Consider the following 16,088-nt stretch of genomic DNA (forward strand, 5'->3'; position numbering starts at 1 on the left):
GTCCCCCGCGCGCCGCGGGCGGAGAATTTTTCCGGTGCGGCCGACAGGGGCCGGACGAAACCGCGGGGCCGGCCGCCGTCCCGCGAAAAAGCTCCCCGCGAAAGCGGGGAGCTTTTGATTCTCAGCAATCAGACAAAGCGGCCGGGGTTGATCTTGATGCCGGGGCCCATCGTGGAAGCGACCACGCAGGACTTGACGTACTGGCCCTTGGCGGCGGCGGGCTTCGCTTTCACGATCGCGCCGAGCAGGGTGTCGAAGTTCTCCTGCAGCTTCTCCACGCCGAAGGAAACCTTGCCGATCGGGCAGTGGATGATGTTGGTCTTGTCGAGGCGGTACTCGATCTTACCGGCCTTGGCCTCCTGGACGGCCTTGGCGACGTCGGGGGTGACGGTGCCGGCCTTCGGGTTCGGCATGAGGCCGCGGGGGCCGAGGATTTTACCGAGGCGGCCGACGACGCCCATCATGTCGGGCGAGGCGACCACGACGTCGAACTCCATGAAGCCTTCCTTCTGGATGCGCTCCATCAGGTCCTCCGCGCCGACGATATCGGCGCCCGCGTCGAGCGCGGCCTGGGCCTTGTCGGCCTTGCAGAAGACGGCCACGCGGACCTTTTTGCCGGTACCGTTGGGGAGCACGACCGCGCCGCGGACCTGCTGGTCGGCATGGCGGCTGTCGACGCCCAGACGGACATGGACCTCAACGGTCTCGTCGAATTTCGCCTTGCCGGTCTTCGTGCAAAGATCAAGCGCCTCGGCCGTGTCGTACAGCTTCTGGCTGTCGACCAGCTTTGCGCTGTCTGTATATTTCTTACCGTGTTTCATCTGAACATTTCCTCCTTAGAGTGGTCATTAACGGATTTTTCCTCCCACCCGGGAGCTTAGTCTGCGACTTCGACGCCCATGCTGCGGCAGGTACCCGCGATCATGCTGATCGCCGTATCGACGTTCGCGGCATTGAGGTCGGGCATTTTCAGCTCCGCGATCTTCCTGAGCTGTTCCCTGGTGATCGTGCCGACCTTGGTCTTGTTGGGCACGCCGGAACCGCTCTGCAGGTTGATCGCCTTTTTGATCAAAACGGCCGCAGGCGGCGTTTTGGTGATAAAGCTAAAGGAACGGTCGGCATACACAGTGATGACGACCGGGATAATCATACCCGCTTCGTTCTTGGTGCGCTCGTTGAAATCCTTGGTAAACGCCATGATGTTGACGCCGTGCTGGCCGAGCGCCGGGCCGACCGGCGGGGCGGGCGTTGCCTTGCCTGCCGGGATCTGCAGCTTGATGTAGCCGACAATCTTCTGAGCCATTTAAAAAGCACCTCCAAAATTAGTGGTTCATTTCGGGACGCAGGAACGTCCCTCCCACAAGCCGGTTCACACCGGCTCATATCGCCGGAATCGCACCGGCGCCTCTCAAAAAAGATTAGTTCAAGGGTTCGATCTGGTCGATTTCGAGTTCGACGGGCACGTCCTTGCCCATCATCGAAACGGTGACGCGCACAAGGGCGTTCTGCAGGTCGATCTCGTCGACCGTGCCGATGAAGCCCTCGAGATAACCGTCGCTCACCCGGACCGAATCGCCCACCGCAAAATTGACCTCGATGTTGCGCTGTTCGACGCCCAGCCGCTGCACCTCTTCCTCCGTCAGGGGGACGGGCTTGCTGCCCGGCCCGACGAACCCGGTGACGCCGCGGATATTGCGCACGACATACCAGCTGTCGTCGGTCATGATCATCTTCACGAGCACGTAACCCGGGAAAATTTTGCGTTCGACTTCGCGTTTTTTGTTGTCCTTGATCTCCGTGACCATTTCGGTGGGGACCTTCACCTCGCCGATCAGGTCGTGGAGCTTCCTGTTTTCCACCGCTTTTTCAATGTTCGTGGCAACCTTGTTCTCATAACCGGAATAGGTGTGCACCACATACCATCTCATATCAGAGTCCGCCATGCATCCACCTCCCGATCATTTGAACGCCAGCATCCTTACCGCCGTCATCCGAGCAGGCTGGTAAAGAGATGAATCAGCAGGGTTGCGACGGTGTCGAAGCAGGCGACGACGACAGCGGAGATCACGACCATGATGACGACGATCACCGTATTGTTGATAACCTGTTTCTTGCTGGGCCAGACGATCTTTTTGACCTCGCCCTTGATATCCCTGAAAAAGCGTTTCACCCTGTCGATGAAGCCGGGTTTTTTCTGCGCTGCGCTATCTGCCATCGTTAGACCCGCCTTTCATCCTCACTTCGTTTCCCTGTGCAGGGTGTGCTTCCGGCAGAACTTGCAGTACTTGTTCATCTCAAGTCTGTCGGGATCGTTCTTCTTGTTTTTCATCTTGTTGTAGTTGCGCTGTTTGCACTCCGTGCAGGCCAGAGTAATTTTCACTCTCATTTCGGCACCTCCTGATAATACCGGATTTTTTTGCCTCCCTCGAAAAGGAAACAGGTTGTTTTTGGACAAAAAAAATAACCCTTTTAGAGGTGTATTCATCATACCACAACGGGCCTGTCCCGTCAAGCCCCGAATTCCGTTTTTTTACATGATTTCAGCCCTTTTCGGCGTGGATCTCAAGCATCAGCCGCGCTCCGAGGCAGAACCCCTCCCGGAACGCGTCCTGCTGCTCGATGCCGAGGAAACTTCTCTGTGCGTCCAGTACCCCGTCCAGCTGAGCTTTCTGTTCGTCGCTGATGGCATGGCAAAACTCTTCCCGCCGTGTCCGGAACAGTTCTGCGGCTTCCCTCCTGCCGGGAATATTCCTCATGCTGCGCCCCGCCACATCAAGATCGCCATTGAACAAATCGAGAATAACAGACATAATCACGCCCCCTTTACACATACTTTATCCCAATTATGGGGTAAAGTCAATATCCCTTTTCTGTACTAACCTATAGTTTTTACAGGGGGTGTGGTTATGTTTGTGTATCCTAGGATAAAAGACTTTCGGGAAGACAAGGAAAAGAAGCAATGGGAGATTGCAAAGCTTCTTGGCACCACACAAAAACAATATTCCCGCTGGGAAACCGGAACCACCGAAATCCCTGCGCACCATCTTATCACCCTCGCGCGTTACTACCGTGTCTCACTCGACCGCCTGATGGAAAACGCACATCCACGCGAAGAGACTTGACTTTCCCCGCCTTTTGCATATAATAAAAGTAGACAGGAGGCGTAACCGTTAAACGGTTATCCCGCCGGTTTCTAGTTACAAAAAGTAACCGTCAACGCTTGCAGGGGTGGACGGTTACTTTTTTATTGCCACGATGATGAACAGCATAAGCATCGCGAAGATGATTATGTACTCCATCCGCGCACCACCTCCTCCCTGCCGGGCTGCCCGGCAGCGGAAGGCGGAAGAACCGTCCGACGAAACGCGCTCCTGTCTATCCCCATACTAATGGGAGATCTTTCCTTTGTCAACAGATAAGTGGAGGCGCCCGCAAAACGGGCGCCTCTTTGTCCCTTTTTTTCTTGAAAAAAGGAACCGAAAAAATCGCTTCTCAGGCAAAAGCCTTCCGCCGCTGCGGCGGCGGCAAGGGGCTTCGCCCCTCGACCCCACGGCCTTTGAAAAGGCCGGCGAAACTTTTGGGTCTGTCCCGCGGGCCGCGCCACGACTGAATTAACAGTTCCCCTGCCTTAGATATAGCCCAGATAACCCAGGCCGAAGACCCAGAAGAAGATCGTCACGACCGAAAGCATCGTGCCGAACACCACAAGGTGCCCCGCAAGGTCGTAGTCCGCGTCCATCGCGAGCGCCATGTTGAAGGAGGCCACCGCCGTCGGCGCGGTGAACATCCCCATCAGCCCCACCAGCTCCACGCCGCGGAAGCCCATCCAGATCGTAATCGGCAGCATGATCGCAGGCACGACCACCAGCCGGCCCGCCACGCCCACAATGATGTTGCGCAGGTTGCCGCGCACCGCGCCGAAGTTGAAGAGCCCGCCCAGCACCATCAGCGCCACCGGCGTGGAACAGCGGGTGACGTCCCGCAGCGAGGTCACCACCGGGACTGGGAGCTGAATATGAAGCCCGACCGTCAGGTAGCCTAGGATCGCCGCGACGATATAGGGATTTTTGAGCACGCCGAGCGCGATTTTCCCCGGCTTGATCTTTCCGCCGCGGAAAATTTCCAGCTCGATGACCGTCAGCACGTTGTAGAGCGGCACGACCACCGACACGAGCAGCGAGATCGGGCCGATGTTGCCCTCCCCGAGAATCGAGGTGCCGATCGCCGTGCAGAAGAGCACCGCGTTGGTGCGGAACATGCCCTGGAGCAGCGCGGCGCGGCGGGGGTTCTCCTTTTCGACCGCCACCGTGACGATCCACAGCGCGGCGAACAGGAGCAGCTCGCTCACCACCGCGAACAGCAGCATCCGCCCGCTTTCGCCGACAGGGGCGCGCGCCGTGTAGATGTTGTAGTAGAGGAGCGGCGCCATAAACACCTTGAAACAGACGTCGTTCATCTTGTCGAGCGTGTGCTGGTCGAACATGCCGATCCTGCGCAGCAGGTAGCCCAGCGCGAGCATCAGGAACATTGGGACGACGACGTTCAGGGCCATTTGCAGGCTTTCCACACAATCCCTCCTCAATTCTGTCCTACCACAATCTTATCCGCGCGCGGGCGGAAAGTCAAGGAGAGACGCCCGCCTTGTGATTTTGGATAAGCGCGCCCCCGCTTCCCGCCAAAATACCGACAGGTTACCTCATTGCGTACTATCGGCGTTTGTGCTAGAATATAGATTGAATTATTATGAATATTTCTATATCTGGATGTGAGGGGTTTTCTTTGGGCAAAAAAACAGTAGCCGTGGTTTTCGGCTCGGTCTCCAGCGAATACGAAGTCTCCCTGCGCTCGGCGGCGTCGGTGCTGCGCAACATCCCGCGCGACCGCTACGACGTGGTCATGGTGGGCATCACGAAGGACGGGCGCTGGTATGAATACGGCGGGTCGGTCGACGACCTCGAGGCGGACCGGTGGCTTGAAAACGGCCCCGTCACCCCGGCGGTCATCTCCCCCGACCGTTCCTGCGGCGGCCTGCTGCGGCAGGGTCCCGGAGGGCCGGAAAACGTTCCCGTCGACGTGATCTTCCCCGTCATGCACGGCGAGCACGCCGAGGACGGCACCATCCAGGGCCTCTTCGAGATGGCGGGCATCCCCTATGTGGGCTGCGGGGTGCTGGCCTCCTCCACCTGCATGGACAAGGAGGTCACCCATATCCTGCTCGAGGCGGCGGGCATCCGCACCGCGCCCTACACGGCGCTCGTGCGGCCGCAGCTCGCCCGCTTCGATTCCCTCGAACCCTCCCTGCGGGAAAAGCTCGGCTACCCGATGTTCGTCAAGCCCGCCAATACCGGCTCGTCGGTCGGCGTCGGCAAGGCGAAGGACCGGGCGGAGCTGCTCGCCGCGCTCAACGAGGCGTTCCGTTACGACCGGAAGGTGGTCGTCGAACGGGCGATCACCGGCGCGGAGGTCGAATGCGCCGTGCTCGGCAACTACACCGACGCGGCCGCGTCGGTCGTCGGGGAGATCGTCCCCCACCACGAGTTTTACGACTACGAGGGCAAGTACCTCGACGATTCCACCGACCTGTACATCCCCGCGCGCATCCCGAAGGAGACGAGCGGGGCGATCCGCGCGGCCGCCGTGCGGGCGTTCGCCGCGATGGGCTGCACCGGGCTGGCGCGCGTCGATTTCTTCGCGGAACGGGACGGCGGGATCATCCTCAACGAGATCAACACGCTGCCCGGCTTCACCTCGATTTCCATGTATCCCAAGCTCTTCGAGGCGGCGGGCGTCCCCTATCCCGAGCTGATCGACCGGCTCATCCGGCTCGCGCTGGAAAAATAATCGAACCCACCACTCAGGAAGAAAGAGGTGAGCGGCATGGACAACCGTGCGATCGGCGTATTTGATTCGGGGCTGGGCGGCCTCACCACCGTCAGGGAGCTGAGAAAGCTGCTGCCGGACGAGCGGATCGTCTATTTCGGGGACACCGGACGGGTCCCCTACGGCAACCGCAGCCGCGAGACGATCCGGAAATATGCGATGCAGGACATCCGCTTCCTCAGGCGGCACGAGGTCAAGCTGGTCATCGCCGCCTGCGGCACCGTCAGCTCGGTCCTCACGCCCGAGCTCTCCGCCGAGGCGGGCGTGCCCTTCTCGGGCGTCGTCGTCCCCGCCGCGCAGGCGGCCTGCGCCGCCACCGTCAACGGCCGCATCGGCGTGATCGGCACCACCGCGACCGTGCGTTCGGGCGCCTACGGGCGCGCCATCCGCACGATCAACCCCGACGCGCGCACCTTCGGAAACGCCTGCCCCCTCTTCGTGCCGCTGGTGGAGAGCGGCTTTATCCAGCCGGACAACGAGATCACCGCGAAGGTCGCGGAAATCTATCTCAAGCCCATGATCGACGAGCGGGTCGACACCCTTATCCTCGGCTGCACCCACTACCCGCTCATCTACGATATCATCGACCGGGTGCTCGGCTCCCGCGTCACCCTTATCGACGCCGGAAAGCAGGTCGCCCGCTGGGCGCAGGGCTATCTCGCCCGGGAGGACCTGCTCGCCGGCCCGGGCGGGGGCGGCGCCGAATTTTATGTGAGCGACTCCCCCGACGGGTTCACCGAAATCGCCGGCCTGTTTCTGGGCGGCGGCGTCGAGGGAGAGGTCACGCAGATTGATCTGGATACGCTTTAGCGTACACAAAGGATGTTATGGATGAAAAAGGATGTTCTGATCGAAATCAAAGGCGTTTATAAGCAGGAGGGCGACGAGGACGAGATCGAGCTCTTCACGACCGGCTCCTATTATAAGCGCAACGGCAACTACTATATCGCCTACGACGAATCGGAGGCCACCGGCTTCGACGGCACCCACACGGTGCTCAAGGTCGAGCAGAGCGACAAGGTCACCCTGCTGCGCACCGGCACCGCCAAAAGCCAGCTCATCGTCGAGCGGGGCGTGCGCCACCAGTGCCACTACGACACCGGCTACGGCCCCATGATGATCGGCGTGTCGGGCGACCGCGTGGTCTCCGAGCTCGGCGACCACGGCGGCAGGCTCGAATTCGCCTATTCGCTCGACGTCAACACCCTGCTCGCCAGCGAAAACGCCGTCTATATCAACGTGCGCGAGCAGGCATAGCCAGGGGGAAATTTGTTCCCCTGGAACCCCCAAAAACGTTTCATCCGGGCGAACCGCCGCGCACTTTGGCGAAGCGCCGCCCGCGCGGGAAAGACAAAAGAAACGGCAAAATATAAATGTACAGGATGTGTGACAGGATGACCAACCCGATCGCTGAAACCAAACAGACAGTCGCGCAGCTGCTCGACGCCGCGCTCGAAAGGGCCGTCGAGGAGGGGGCGCTGCCCGCCTCGAACGAGCTGCCCGACTTCGTCGTCGAGATCCCCGCGGACACCTCCCACGGCGACTTCGCCTCCAACATCGCGATGGCCTGCGCGCGCCCCTTCAAAAGCGCGCCCCGCAAGATCGCCGAGGCGATCTGCCGGCATCTCGACCTCTCGGGCAGCCCCTTTGACCGGACGGAGATCGCCGGGCCGGGGTTCATCAACTTCTTCCTCAAGGACGCCTGGTTCGCGGACGTCGTCGCGGCGGTGCTGCACGAGGGGGATTCCTTCGGCCGCACCGGCTTTGGGCGCGGGGAAAAAGTCCAGGTCGAGTTCGTCTCCGCCAATCCCACCGGGCCCATGCACATGGGCAACGCGCGCGGCGGCGCGCTGGGCGACTGCCTCGCGGCCGCGCTCGACTGGGCGGGCTACGACGTGACCCGCGAGTTCTACGTCAACGACGCGGGCAACCAGATCGAAAAGTTCGGCCTCTCCCTCGAGGCCCGCTATCTCCAGCTCTACAGAGGCGAGGAGGCGGTTCCCTTCCCCGAGGACGGCTACCACGGGGACGACATCCGCGAGCGCGCAAAGGAATTCGCGGACCAAAACGGGGACAAGTACCTCGACGCGCCGGCGGAGGAACGCCGCCGGGCGCTCGTCGACTACGCGCTGCCCAAAAACATCGAAAAGCTGAAGGCCGACCTCGAGCGCTACCGCATCGTCTACGACGTGTGGTTCCACGAGAGCGGCCTGCACCACGGCGCGATCGACGAGGCGATCCAAAAGCTCACCGAGCGCGGCATGACCTACGAGAAGGAGGGGGCGCTCTGGTACCGCGCCACCGAAAACGGCGGCGAGAAGGACGAGGTGCTCGTGCGCGCCAACGGCTTCCCCACCTATTTCGCGGCGGACATCGCCTACCACTACAACAAGTTCGCGGTGCGCGGCTTCCAGCGGGTCATCAACGTGTGGGGCGCCGACCACCACGGCCATGTGGCCCGCCTCAAGGGCGCGATGGACGCCATCGGGCTCGACGGCTCCAAGCTGGATATCGTGCTGATGCAGTTCGTGCGGCTCATGCAGGACGGCCAGCCGGTCAAGATGTCCAAGCGCACCGGCAAGGCGATCTCGCTGACCGACCTCATCGACGAGGTGCCGGTCGACGCGGCGCGCTTCCTCTTCAACCTGCGCGAGCCCAACTCGATGGTCGATTTCGACCTCGGGCTGGCGGTCGAACAGTCGATGCAGAACCCCGTCTACTATGTGCAGTACGCGCACGCGCGCATCTGCTCCCTGCTGCGCAAGCTCGCAGAGGAGGGCGTCGTCCCGCGCGCCTGCACCCAAAAGGAGCTCGCCGCGCTGAACACCCCCGAGGAGGCCGAGCTCATCCGCGCGCTCGCGCGCTTCCCGCAGGAGATCGTCGACGCGGCCAGGAGCTACGACCCCGCGCGCCTCACCAAGTACGCGATCGACGTCGCGACGCTTTTCCACAAGTATTATACCGTCTGCCGCGTCAAGGGGGAGGCCGAGCCGCTCATGCAGGCGCGCCTCAACCTCTGCCTCGCGGCGCGGACGGTTATACGGAATGTATTAAATCTGCTAAAAATCACCTACCCTGAAAGCATGTAGGAGGAACCGAAAGATGGAAGACAACGGCCGAAGTCGATTGCGCCTGCCGCTGCTGCTCGACGGCGCGACGGGCACCGAATTCATCAAGGCGGGGATGCCCGCGGGCGTCTGCGTCGAGCAGTGGGCGCTGGAGCACCCGGAGGCGGTCGCCTCCGTCGTGCGCGGCTACGCCGGCGCGGGCAGCGACGTGGTCTACGCCCCCACCTTCCTTGCGAACGCGGGCAACCTGCGGATGTACGGCCTGAGCGAGCAGGTGGCGGAGCTGAACACCGCCCTCATCCGCACCGTCCGGGAGGCGCTCGCCGGGCGCGAAACGCTCGTCGCGGGGGACATGTCCACCACCGGGCTGATGTGCGAGCCGTTCGGCGAGACAGAGTTCGTACACCTGATCGGCATCTACGCCGAACAGGCCCAGGCGCTCGCCGACGCGGGCGCCGACCTGCTGGCCATCGAGACGATGAGCTCCCTCTCCGAATGCCGCGCGGCCGTGCTTGCCGCCCGGCAGACGGGACTCCCGCTCTTTTTGACGATGACGGCCGACGCCGAGGGGCGCACCATGTGGGGAGACGACGTGCTCGCCGCGCTGGTCGTGCTCCAGGACCTGGGGCTCTCGGCCTTCGGGCTCAACTGCTCGGAGGGGCCGGACGACATGGCGCCCATCTTTGAGCGGATCGCGCCCTATGCGAAAATCCCCCTCATCGCCAAGCCCAACGCGGGCAATCCCGCGCTCTCCCCCGTGCAGTTCGCCGACAGGTGCGCCCGCCTCATGCGGCGCGGCGTGTCGATCATCGGCGGCTGCTGCGGCACCGACCCGGAATACGTCGCCGCGCTCCGCCACATGGTGGACGCCTTCGACGTCGACCGTGTGAAGGTCGCGGCCGCAGACTACGACATCCTCGCCGCCGGGCGGGAGGTCTACTACCTTGACGACGACCTTGAATACTCCGAGCCGATCACCTGTGAGGTGGATATGGCGGATACGCTGCTGGAGGTTTCGCACGACAGCTGCGACGCGGTGCTCATCCACCTCGACACCCCCGACGACGGCTACCGCTTCTCCCTCAACGCGCACATGGTCGACATGCCCGTCGCCTTTGAGTCGGAGTCGCTCGAGGCGCTCGACAGCGCCCTGCTGCACTACAACGGCAAGGCCATCGTCGTCTCCACCTCCTGCGAGATCGAAAAGGAGGACCTCGAGGAGGTCGCCGCCCGTTACGGCGCGATTGTGATGTGATTTCCCGGGCCCCGCCCCGGCGCCGCCGCCCATAAAGCGGCGGTCCCCATGAATGGAGGCCCCGGATCAGTGGCAAGATACAAGACAGAAGGAGGATGTTTCATGCTGGATTTACAGGCGTTTTTCAAGATGTCCTACGGGCTCTATGTGCTGAGCTCCGCGTTTGACGGCAAGCAGAACGGCTGCATCGTCAACACCGTCACGCAGGTGACCGCCGAGCCGCCCAAGGTCGCGGTCGCGGTCTCCAAGCAGAACCTGACCACCTCGCTGATCGAGCGGTCGGGCTTCTTCAACGCCGCGGCGCTCACAGAGGAGGCCACGATGGATCTGATCGGCCGCTTCGGCTTCCGCTCGGGCAGGGAGGAGGACAAGTTCGCGGGCATCCCCCACGGCACGGACGCGAACGGGGTGTGGTATCCCACGCAGACCGCCGCCGCGTTTTTCTCCTGCGAGGTGATCGACAAGCTCGACCTCGACACCCACATGCTCTTTGTCGGCAAATCGCTCGAGGCGGTCAAGCTCTCCGACGCGCCCGTCATGACCTACGACTACTACCACAAGGTCAAGAAGGGCGAGACCCCGCCCAACGCCCCCTCCTACAAAAAGCCCGCCGAAAAGCACGGCTGGCGCTGCAAGGTCTGCGGCTACATCTACGAGGGCGAGGAGCTTCCGCCCGACTTTATCTGCCCCATCTGCAAGAAGGACGCGAGCTTTTTCGAGCGCGTCTGAGCAAAATAAAAACGGACGGCCGCTGCGCGGCCGTCCGTTTTTATTTTATCAGGCGAAGGCAAACTTCCGTAAACCGGGGTCCGCTTTTCCCCGCGGGCCGCGGGCCGCATACCGGGCGGACAGTCCGGCACGCGGCGCGGACCGGCGCCGGGGCGTCTTCATCGGATCGATCTCCTTTACGGTTGATTTTTTGTCCTTCGGTACCTATAGAACCCTTTCCCGGGCCGTTTGGGGACAAAAAAGCCGGCGCGCACGCGCCGGCTTTTTTATTCCGGTCAGCCCGGTCAGGCAACCTTCAATTTTTCAGGCGTGTAGCGCTTGAGAGCCGCGTCGTTATAGGTGACGCCGGTGAGCGAGTCCGCCCACTGGGAAACCTGCTCGTCAAACGCGTCCCCGCGCAGCGCGGAGACCAGCGACGCCCTGCGCTGGGTAAAGTCGCTCTCGTTCTCCGCCACATCGTAGCGGACGAAGAGATAGATCCCATCCTCCGACTCGGCGACGGTCGGCTCCCCGAGCGGCGCGGCAAAGATCGTGTCGACCACCTCCTGCGAATAGGAGGAGTTCTCCCGGTTGACAAAGCTGAAGGAGGTGCCCGCCTCCGGCTTCTCGAGGTCCTGGTTGCCCGAAAGCTCCTTGCGGGCCTCGTAGACGAGCGTCTCCATATCCTCGCCCGCCTTGGCGCGCTCGAGGTACTTGTTGATCAGCTCGGACGCCTGCTCCTTGGCCTTGGCCTTCGCCTCGTCGGTGTCCTCTGCGGGATTGATCGACACGGGGATCAGCAGGATTTTGGCGTAGTCGGTGGAGAACTTGGTCTTAAGCTCCTCCTCGGGCACCGGGTCGGTGCCCCCCTCGCCGTAGATCGCGTTGAAGATCATCGATTTTTTGACCATGTTCTCCTGCGCGAGGATGAACGACTCCCTGGACACGCCGTTGGCGGTGTAGGTCTCCTCAAGGCGGAAGCCGGTCCAGTACTGCTCGGCGGTCTGTTCGACCGTTGACTTGTCGAGCTCGCTCATGACAAGGCCCATCTCGCTGAACTTCTGCTCGACCGCGATGTATTCGGCAAGGCCCTTTTTGGCCTCCTCGGTGACCTTCTGGGAGACGGTGACGCCGTCCACCTGCTCCTTGAGCGGATCCTTGACGTCCGCCGGAAGGTCGATCGTCGCGTCGGAATACGCAGTGATCAGCTCATTGATGTAGACGCCGGCCGGAACGGTCAGGTCGCCCGCCTTGGCAGCCCATTTGGTGTCCCCGCCCGTGCTGCAGGCGGCGAGGCCCGCGGCCGTCAGCACGGCCAGGCCGAGCGCCGCGATTTTTTTAAAAGTCGTCATTTTGAATTCCTCCTGTAAGGGGTATTGCTTGCATACCCGCTTATTATACAACGCCGCCCCCAAAAAGTCCACTAGAAATTCCACACGGTTCGGGAAACGGTTTCCATCCGGTCTTATCCTGTTCCGCGCCACGCCGCTTATGCAGCCCGCCGCAAAAGATCACTCCCCCATCGCGGCGAGCGCCTCGCGGATGGTGTCGAGCGGTTCGGAACCCGCGGGGATTTTGACGGTGATGTACGGCTTGCTGCCCGCGCTGACCATCACGCGGCCGCGCAGCCTGACGGCGAGCGAGCCCGCGCGGGACATGTCCATGACCTCTGGGTAGAGCAGCACCGCGTCCCCGCGCTGGGAAATCTCCCGGATGCCCATCTGGGAGGCGGTGTTGCGTACAAGCGCCACGTCCACCAGCCCCTTGACCGCGTCGGGCGGATCGCCGAACCGGTCGATCAGCTCGTCGATGAGATCCATCGCGTCCTCCTCGTTCTGGATGGCGGCGATCTTCTTGTAGATGTCGATGCGCTGGGCAAGGTTGTCGATGTAGTCCTCGGGGATGTGCGCGCCCACACGCACGTCGACCATGCATTCCGCGGCCGTCCTGACGGGCGTTTCGCCCTTCTGCTCCGCCACCGCCTCGGAGAGCATCTTGAGGTACATGTCGTAGCCGACCGCCTCCATGTGGCCGTGCTGCTGCGCGCCGAGGATGTTGCCCGCCCCACGGATTTCGAGGTCGCGCATCGCGATGCGGAAGCCCGACCCGAAGGAGGTGAACTCCCGGATCGCGGACAGCCGCTTGGCGGCGATGTCTGAGAGCTCCCTGTCCCGCCGGAAGGTGAGATAGGCGAACGCGCGCCGGGTGGAGCGCCCCACCCGCCCGCGCAGCTGATAGAGCTGGGAAAGCCCCATGCGGTCGGCGTCCTCGATGATGAGGGTGTTGCAGTTGGGCACGTCGACGCCCGTCTCGATGATCGTCGTGCAGACGAGGATGTCGACCTCGTAGTCGAGCAGCTGCTGCCACACACGGGAGAGCTGCTCCTCCCCCATCTTGCCGTGCGCCGTGACGATGCGCGCCTCGGGGACCATCTGCTTGATCTTGAAGGCGCAGGAATCGATGCTCTCGACGCGGTTGTGCAGGTAGAACACCTGCCCGCCCCGCCGCAGCTCCCGCTCGACTGCCTGCGCGATCACGCCCCAGTCGTGCTCGACCACATAGGTCTGCACCGGGTGGCGGTCCTGCGGCGCCTCCTCGATGACGCTCATGTCCCGGATGCCGCTCATCGCCATATTGAGGGTGCGCGGGATGGGGGTCGCCGAAAGGGTCAGCACGTCGACGGTGGCGCGCATCTCCTTGAATTTTTCCTTATGCCGCACGCCGAACCGCTGCTCCTCGTCGATGATGCAGAGACCGAGATCCTTGAACTGGACGTCGTTCTGGACGAGGCGGTGGGTGCCGATGATCATGTCGATCTCGCCCCGCCGCAGCTCGGAAAGGATCTGCTTCTGCTCCTTTGCCGAGCGGAAGCGGGAGAGCAGCTCCACCTTGATGGGAAAGCCCTCCATCCGGCGGGTGGTCGTCTGGTAGTGCTGCCACGCGAGGATGGTCGTCGGGCAGAGCAGCGCGCACTGCTTGCCGTCCATCACGCATTTAAAGGCGGCCCGGAGCGCCACCTCCGTCTTGCCGAAGCCCACGTCGCCGCAGAGCAGCCGGTCCATCGGGACGGCGTTTTCCATGTCCGACTTGATCTCGTCGATGCAGCGGAGCTGGTCGTCCGTCTCCTCAAAGGCGAACCGCCGCTCAAAGTCGTTCTGCCAGTCGGTGTCGGGCGAAAACGCGTAGCCCTTGACCGCCATCCGTTTGGCATAGAGCTCGGTCAGCTCCTTTGCCATGTCCTCGACGGCCTTTTTGACCCGCTGGCGGGTCTTCTGCCACTCGACGGAATTTAATCTATTGAGGCGCACGTTCGCGTCGTCCCGCACGCCGACGTATTTGCTGACGAGGTCGAGCTGGGTGACCGGCACGAAGAGCATGTCGGTGCCCGCGTAACGGATTTTGATGTAGTCCTTGACGATCCCCTGCACGTCCCGCTTGACGATCCCCTCGAACACGCCGATGCCGTGGGAGACGTGCACGACGTAGTCCCCCGGCGTCAGGTCGCTGATGTCGCGGAGCTTTTTGCCCTCCTTGGGGCGGGGCTTCCGCTTGGCGCCCTGCACGACCGCCTTGGCCTGCGAGATGACCGCGAGCTTCAGATCGGGGTATTCCATGCCCGCCGACATGCTCGCCGCGACGACATACACCACGCCCGGCGTGAGCCTGCCGATCTCCTCGCACTCGACGGCGCGGATGTTTTCCTTCTGCAGATCCTCCGCCAGCGTCACGGCGGCGCGGTAGGTCCCCGCGAAGACGATGACGCAGTAACCGCGCGAAAGGTAGTTCTGCACGTCCTCCCGCAGCAGGGAAAACTCGCCGCTCCAGGAGGAGAGCTGGACGGCGTTCACATCGATCATGTCCCTCAGCGGGATATCCCCCACCGAGCGGACGAAGGTGTCGAGCAGCACGCTGTTCGATTCCGACGCGTGCCGCTGCAAATCCACAAAATCCTCGCCGAACCGGTCGCATCCCTTGAAGAGCACGCCCTCCTCGAGCAGGATTTTGACGTCCTCGTTCTGCTGCCAGAGCACGTTTTTAAGCGCCTCGCGGCAGTTGGCCGTGTCGCAGAGGAAGAGCGGCCGGTCACGCAGGTAATCGAAGACGGTCGCCGGCGCGGGATAGAGCAGCGGCAGCCAGCGGTCGAGGCTCTGGGGCATGATGCCGTCGGAAATCCGCGCGATCTCCTCCTCGAGCCTCTCCTTCGCGAGCTTGCCGCGGGTGCCGCGGATGTTTTTCATCGCGCCCTGCAGGAGCTTCACCAGCCGTTCGGGGCTGTCCGCCACCACCTCGGCCGCCGGGGTGATGTCCACCCGCCTGACCGTGTCGACCCTGCGCTGGGTGTCCGTCTTGAAGGTGGAGATCGTGTCGATCTCGTCCCCCCAGAATTCAACGCGGAAGGGATCGGGCATGTGGGGCGGGAAAAAATCGAGGATGCCGCCCCGCTGGGAGAACTGGCAGACGCCGTCCACCTGGTCGCAGCGGGTATATCCCGCCGACACCAGAAACCGCGTCAGCTCCTCCATCTGGTATTCCTTCCCCGCCTCGAGGGTGCGGATGCGTTTCTCCAGCACCCCGGGGGGCATCGTATACTGGAGCGCGGCCTGCGCCGACGCCACCACGATCTTTAAACTTCCCGCGTGCAGCCGGCCGAGCACCGCGAGCCGCGCGTGCTCGTATTCCCGCGAAGCCCCCTGCACCTCCTGAAAGGTCCACTCGCGCGAGGGGAAGAGGGCCGCCGTTCCCTCCCCCGCCATGATGTTGACGTCCTCGCAGAGCCGGGTGGCCGCCGCCTCGTCGGACGCGACGACCAGCCCGCCGGTCTCCAGCAGGCCGGCAAGCGAAACGATCATGTGCGCCTTGTGCACGTTCGAGAGCCCGGTGACGAGCACGGGGGTCGCCCGGTTCTTCACCGCGCTTTTCACCCGCTCAAAGGCGGGCAGGCCGGTCAGCAGGTGTTCAAACCCTTTCATTCTGGTGAATTCCTTTCTTTCCTTTGCCGCTCGGGGCGGCAGGGCCCTCCTTGGAGGTCCGCCCGGGGTCCGGAGGGCTTCTGTCGCGCCCCTCCGGGGCGCTTTAGGGGAGCCGCCTGCGGCGGCGAGGATTGCCGGGTCCCGCCCCGGCGGGCGGGTCGACTTCTTGCGCGCCCAAGAAGTCGACGGAAGAAGGGCGCTCAAGGG

Annotated in this window: 16 protein-coding genes; 7 read left to right on the forward strand and 9 right to left on the reverse strand. The window is 62.8% G+C overall.

Going from position 1 to position 16,088, the window contains the following annotated elements:
* Positions 1-128: 128 nt before the first annotated feature.
* From rplA to RDM88_RS03855, 6 genes are all read right to left on the reverse strand, one after another.
* Positions 129-821, reverse strand: coding sequence for a 50S ribosomal protein L1 (rplA, locus tag RDM88_RS03830; RefSeq protein ID WP_308753405.1), 693 nt, complete (start codon positions 819-821; stop codon positions 129-131).
* Positions 822-877: 56 nt separating this feature from the next.
* Positions 878-1,303, reverse strand: a complete 426-nt coding sequence (gene rplK / locus RDM88_RS03835) for a 50S ribosomal protein L11 (RefSeq protein ID WP_308753407.1) — start codon at positions 1,301-1,303, stop codon at positions 878-880.
* Between the two features lie 115 nt (positions 1,304-1,418).
* Positions 1,419-1,943, reverse strand: coding sequence for a transcription termination/antitermination protein NusG (gene nusG / locus RDM88_RS03840; protein ID WP_308753408.1), 525 nt, complete (start codon positions 1,941-1,943; stop codon positions 1,419-1,421).
* A gap of 44 nt (positions 1,944-1,987) precedes the next feature.
* The gene (secE, locus tag RDM88_RS03845; protein ID WP_308753410.1) at positions 1,988-2,215 is read right to left on the reverse strand and encodes a preprotein translocase subunit SecE; all 228 of its coding nucleotides are present in this window, start codon (positions 2,213-2,215) and stop codon (positions 1,988-1,990) included.
* A 21-nt stretch (positions 2,216-2,236) separates the two neighbouring features.
* Positions 2,237-2,386, reverse strand: a complete 150-nt coding sequence (gene rpmG / locus RDM88_RS03850; protein ID WP_006876590.1) for a 50S ribosomal protein L33 — start codon at positions 2,384-2,386, stop codon at positions 2,237-2,239.
* A gap of 154 nt (positions 2,387-2,540) precedes the next feature.
* Positions 2,541-2,810 carry a DUF6809 family protein gene (locus RDM88_RS03855; RefSeq protein ID WP_308753415.1) on the reverse strand — a complete coding sequence of 90 codons (270 nt, stop codon included), beginning with the start codon at positions 2,808-2,810 and terminating at the stop codon, positions 2,541-2,543.
* A 96-nt stretch (positions 2,811-2,906) separates the two neighbouring features.
* Between RDM88_RS03855 and RDM88_RS03860 the strand changes: the two genes are divergently transcribed.
* Complete coding sequence (locus RDM88_RS03860; protein ID WP_308753417.1) at positions 2,907-3,122, forward strand: helix-turn-helix transcriptional regulator; 216 nt, start codon at positions 2,907-2,909, stop codon at positions 3,120-3,122.
* A 506-nt stretch (positions 3,123-3,628) separates the two neighbouring features.
* On the opposite strand, the gene RDM88_RS03865 is transcribed toward RDM88_RS03860, so the two are convergent.
* Positions 3,629-4,567 (reverse strand): AEC family transporter, encoded by a 939-nt coding sequence (locus RDM88_RS03865; RefSeq protein ID WP_308753419.1) that lies wholly within the window; start codon positions 4,565-4,567, stop codon positions 3,629-3,631.
* 212 nt (positions 4,568-4,779) lie between these two features.
* Between RDM88_RS03865 and RDM88_RS03870 the strand changes: the two genes are divergently transcribed.
* From RDM88_RS03870 to RDM88_RS03895, 6 genes are all read left to right on the forward strand, one after another.
* Positions 4,780-5,841 (forward strand): D-alanine--D-alanine ligase family protein, encoded by a 1,062-nt coding sequence (locus tag RDM88_RS03870; protein WP_308753421.1) that lies wholly within the window; start codon positions 4,780-4,782, stop codon positions 5,839-5,841.
* A 36-nt stretch (positions 5,842-5,877) separates the two neighbouring features.
* Positions 5,878-6,690, forward strand: coding sequence for a glutamate racemase (gene murI / locus RDM88_RS03875; RefSeq protein WP_308753423.1), 813 nt, complete (start codon positions 5,878-5,880; stop codon positions 6,688-6,690).
* A 21-nt stretch (positions 6,691-6,711) separates the two neighbouring features.
* Positions 6,712-7,137: a DUF1934 domain-containing protein gene (locus RDM88_RS03880; RefSeq protein ID WP_242970803.1), complete on the forward strand. Its 426-nt coding sequence runs from the start codon at positions 6,712-6,714 to the stop codon at positions 7,135-7,137.
* A gap of 137 nt (positions 7,138-7,274) precedes the next feature.
* Positions 7,275-8,969 carry an arginine--tRNA ligase gene (gene argS / locus RDM88_RS03885; protein WP_308753426.1) on the forward strand — a complete coding sequence of 565 codons (1,695 nt, stop codon included), beginning with the start codon at positions 7,275-7,277 and terminating at the stop codon, positions 8,967-8,969.
* 13 nt (positions 8,970-8,982) lie between these two features.
* On the forward strand, positions 8,983-10,203 hold the full coding sequence (locus RDM88_RS03890) for a homocysteine S-methyltransferase family protein (protein WP_308753428.1): 1,221 nt from the start codon (positions 8,983-8,985) through the stop codon (positions 10,201-10,203).
* A 102-nt stretch (positions 10,204-10,305) separates the two neighbouring features.
* Positions 10,306-10,932 carry a flavin reductase gene (locus RDM88_RS03895; protein WP_308753430.1) on the forward strand — a complete coding sequence of 209 codons (627 nt, stop codon included), beginning with the start codon at positions 10,306-10,308 and terminating at the stop codon, positions 10,930-10,932.
* 284 nt (positions 10,933-11,216) lie between these two features.
* Here the strand turns inward: RDM88_RS03895 and RDM88_RS03900 are convergent, their stop codons facing one another.
* Together RDM88_RS03900 and mfd are read right to left on the reverse strand one after the other, a co-directional pair.
* Entirely contained in the window at positions 11,217-12,263 is a 1,047-nt protein-coding gene (locus RDM88_RS03900; RefSeq protein ID WP_308753432.1) for a hypothetical protein, read from the reverse strand.
* A gap of 159 nt (positions 12,264-12,422) precedes the next feature.
* On the reverse strand, positions 12,423-15,881 hold the full coding sequence (gene mfd / locus RDM88_RS03905; RefSeq protein ID WP_308753434.1) for a transcription-repair coupling factor: 3,459 nt from the start codon (positions 15,879-15,881) through the stop codon (positions 12,423-12,425).
* Positions 15,882-16,088 lie beyond the last annotated feature (207 nt).

The sequence above is a fragment of the uncultured Anaerotruncus sp. genome, assembly GCF_902490045.1.
Taxonomy (GTDB): domain Bacteria; phylum Bacillota; class Clostridia; order Oscillospirales; family Ruminococcaceae; genus Anaerotruncus.

Coding starts and splice junctions, on each gene's coding strand:
- rplA (WP_308753405.1), bottom strand. CDS start 821: ATGAAACACGGTAAGAAATATACAGACAGCGCAAAGCTGGTCGACAGC.
- rplK (WP_308753407.1), bottom strand. CDS start 1,303: ATGGCTCAGAAGATTGTCGGCTACATCAAGCTGCAGATCCCGGCAGGC.
- nusG (WP_308753408.1), bottom strand. CDS start 1,943: ATGGCGGACTCTGATATGAGATGGTATGTGGTGCACACCTATTCCGGT.
- secE (WP_308753410.1), bottom strand. CDS start 2,215: ATGGCAGATAGCGCAGCGCAGAAAAAACCCGGCTTCATCGACAGGGTG.
- rpmG (WP_006876590.1), bottom strand. CDS start 2,386: ATGAGAGTGAAAATTACTCTGGCCTGCACGGAGTGCAAACAGCGCAAC.
- RDM88_RS03855 (WP_308753415.1), bottom strand. CDS start 2,810: ATGTCTGTTATTCTCGATTTGTTCAATGGCGATCTTGATGTGGCGGGG.
- RDM88_RS03860 (WP_308753417.1), top strand. CDS start 2,907: ATGTTTGTGTATCCTAGGATAAAAGACTTTCGGGAAGACAAGGAAAAG.
- murI (WP_308753423.1), top strand. CDS start 5,878: ATGGACAACCGTGCGATCGGCGTATTTGATTCGGGGCTGGGCGGCCTC.
- RDM88_RS03880 (WP_242970803.1), top strand. CDS start 6,712: ATGAAAAAGGATGTTCTGATCGAAATCAAAGGCGTTTATAAGCAGGAG.
- argS (WP_308753426.1), top strand. CDS start 7,275: ATGACCAACCCGATCGCTGAAACCAAACAGACAGTCGCGCAGCTGCTC.
- RDM88_RS03890 (WP_308753428.1), top strand. CDS start 8,983: ATGGAAGACAACGGCCGAAGTCGATTGCGCCTGCCGCTGCTGCTCGAC.
- RDM88_RS03895 (WP_308753430.1), top strand. CDS start 10,306: ATGCTGGATTTACAGGCGTTTTTCAAGATGTCCTACGGGCTCTATGTG.
- RDM88_RS03900 (WP_308753432.1), bottom strand. CDS start 12,263: ATGACGACTTTTAAAAAAATCGCGGCGCTCGGCCTGGCCGTGCTGACG.
- mfd (WP_308753434.1), bottom strand. CDS start 15,881: ATGAAAGGGTTTGAACACCTGCTGACCGGCCTGCCCGCCTTTGAGCGG.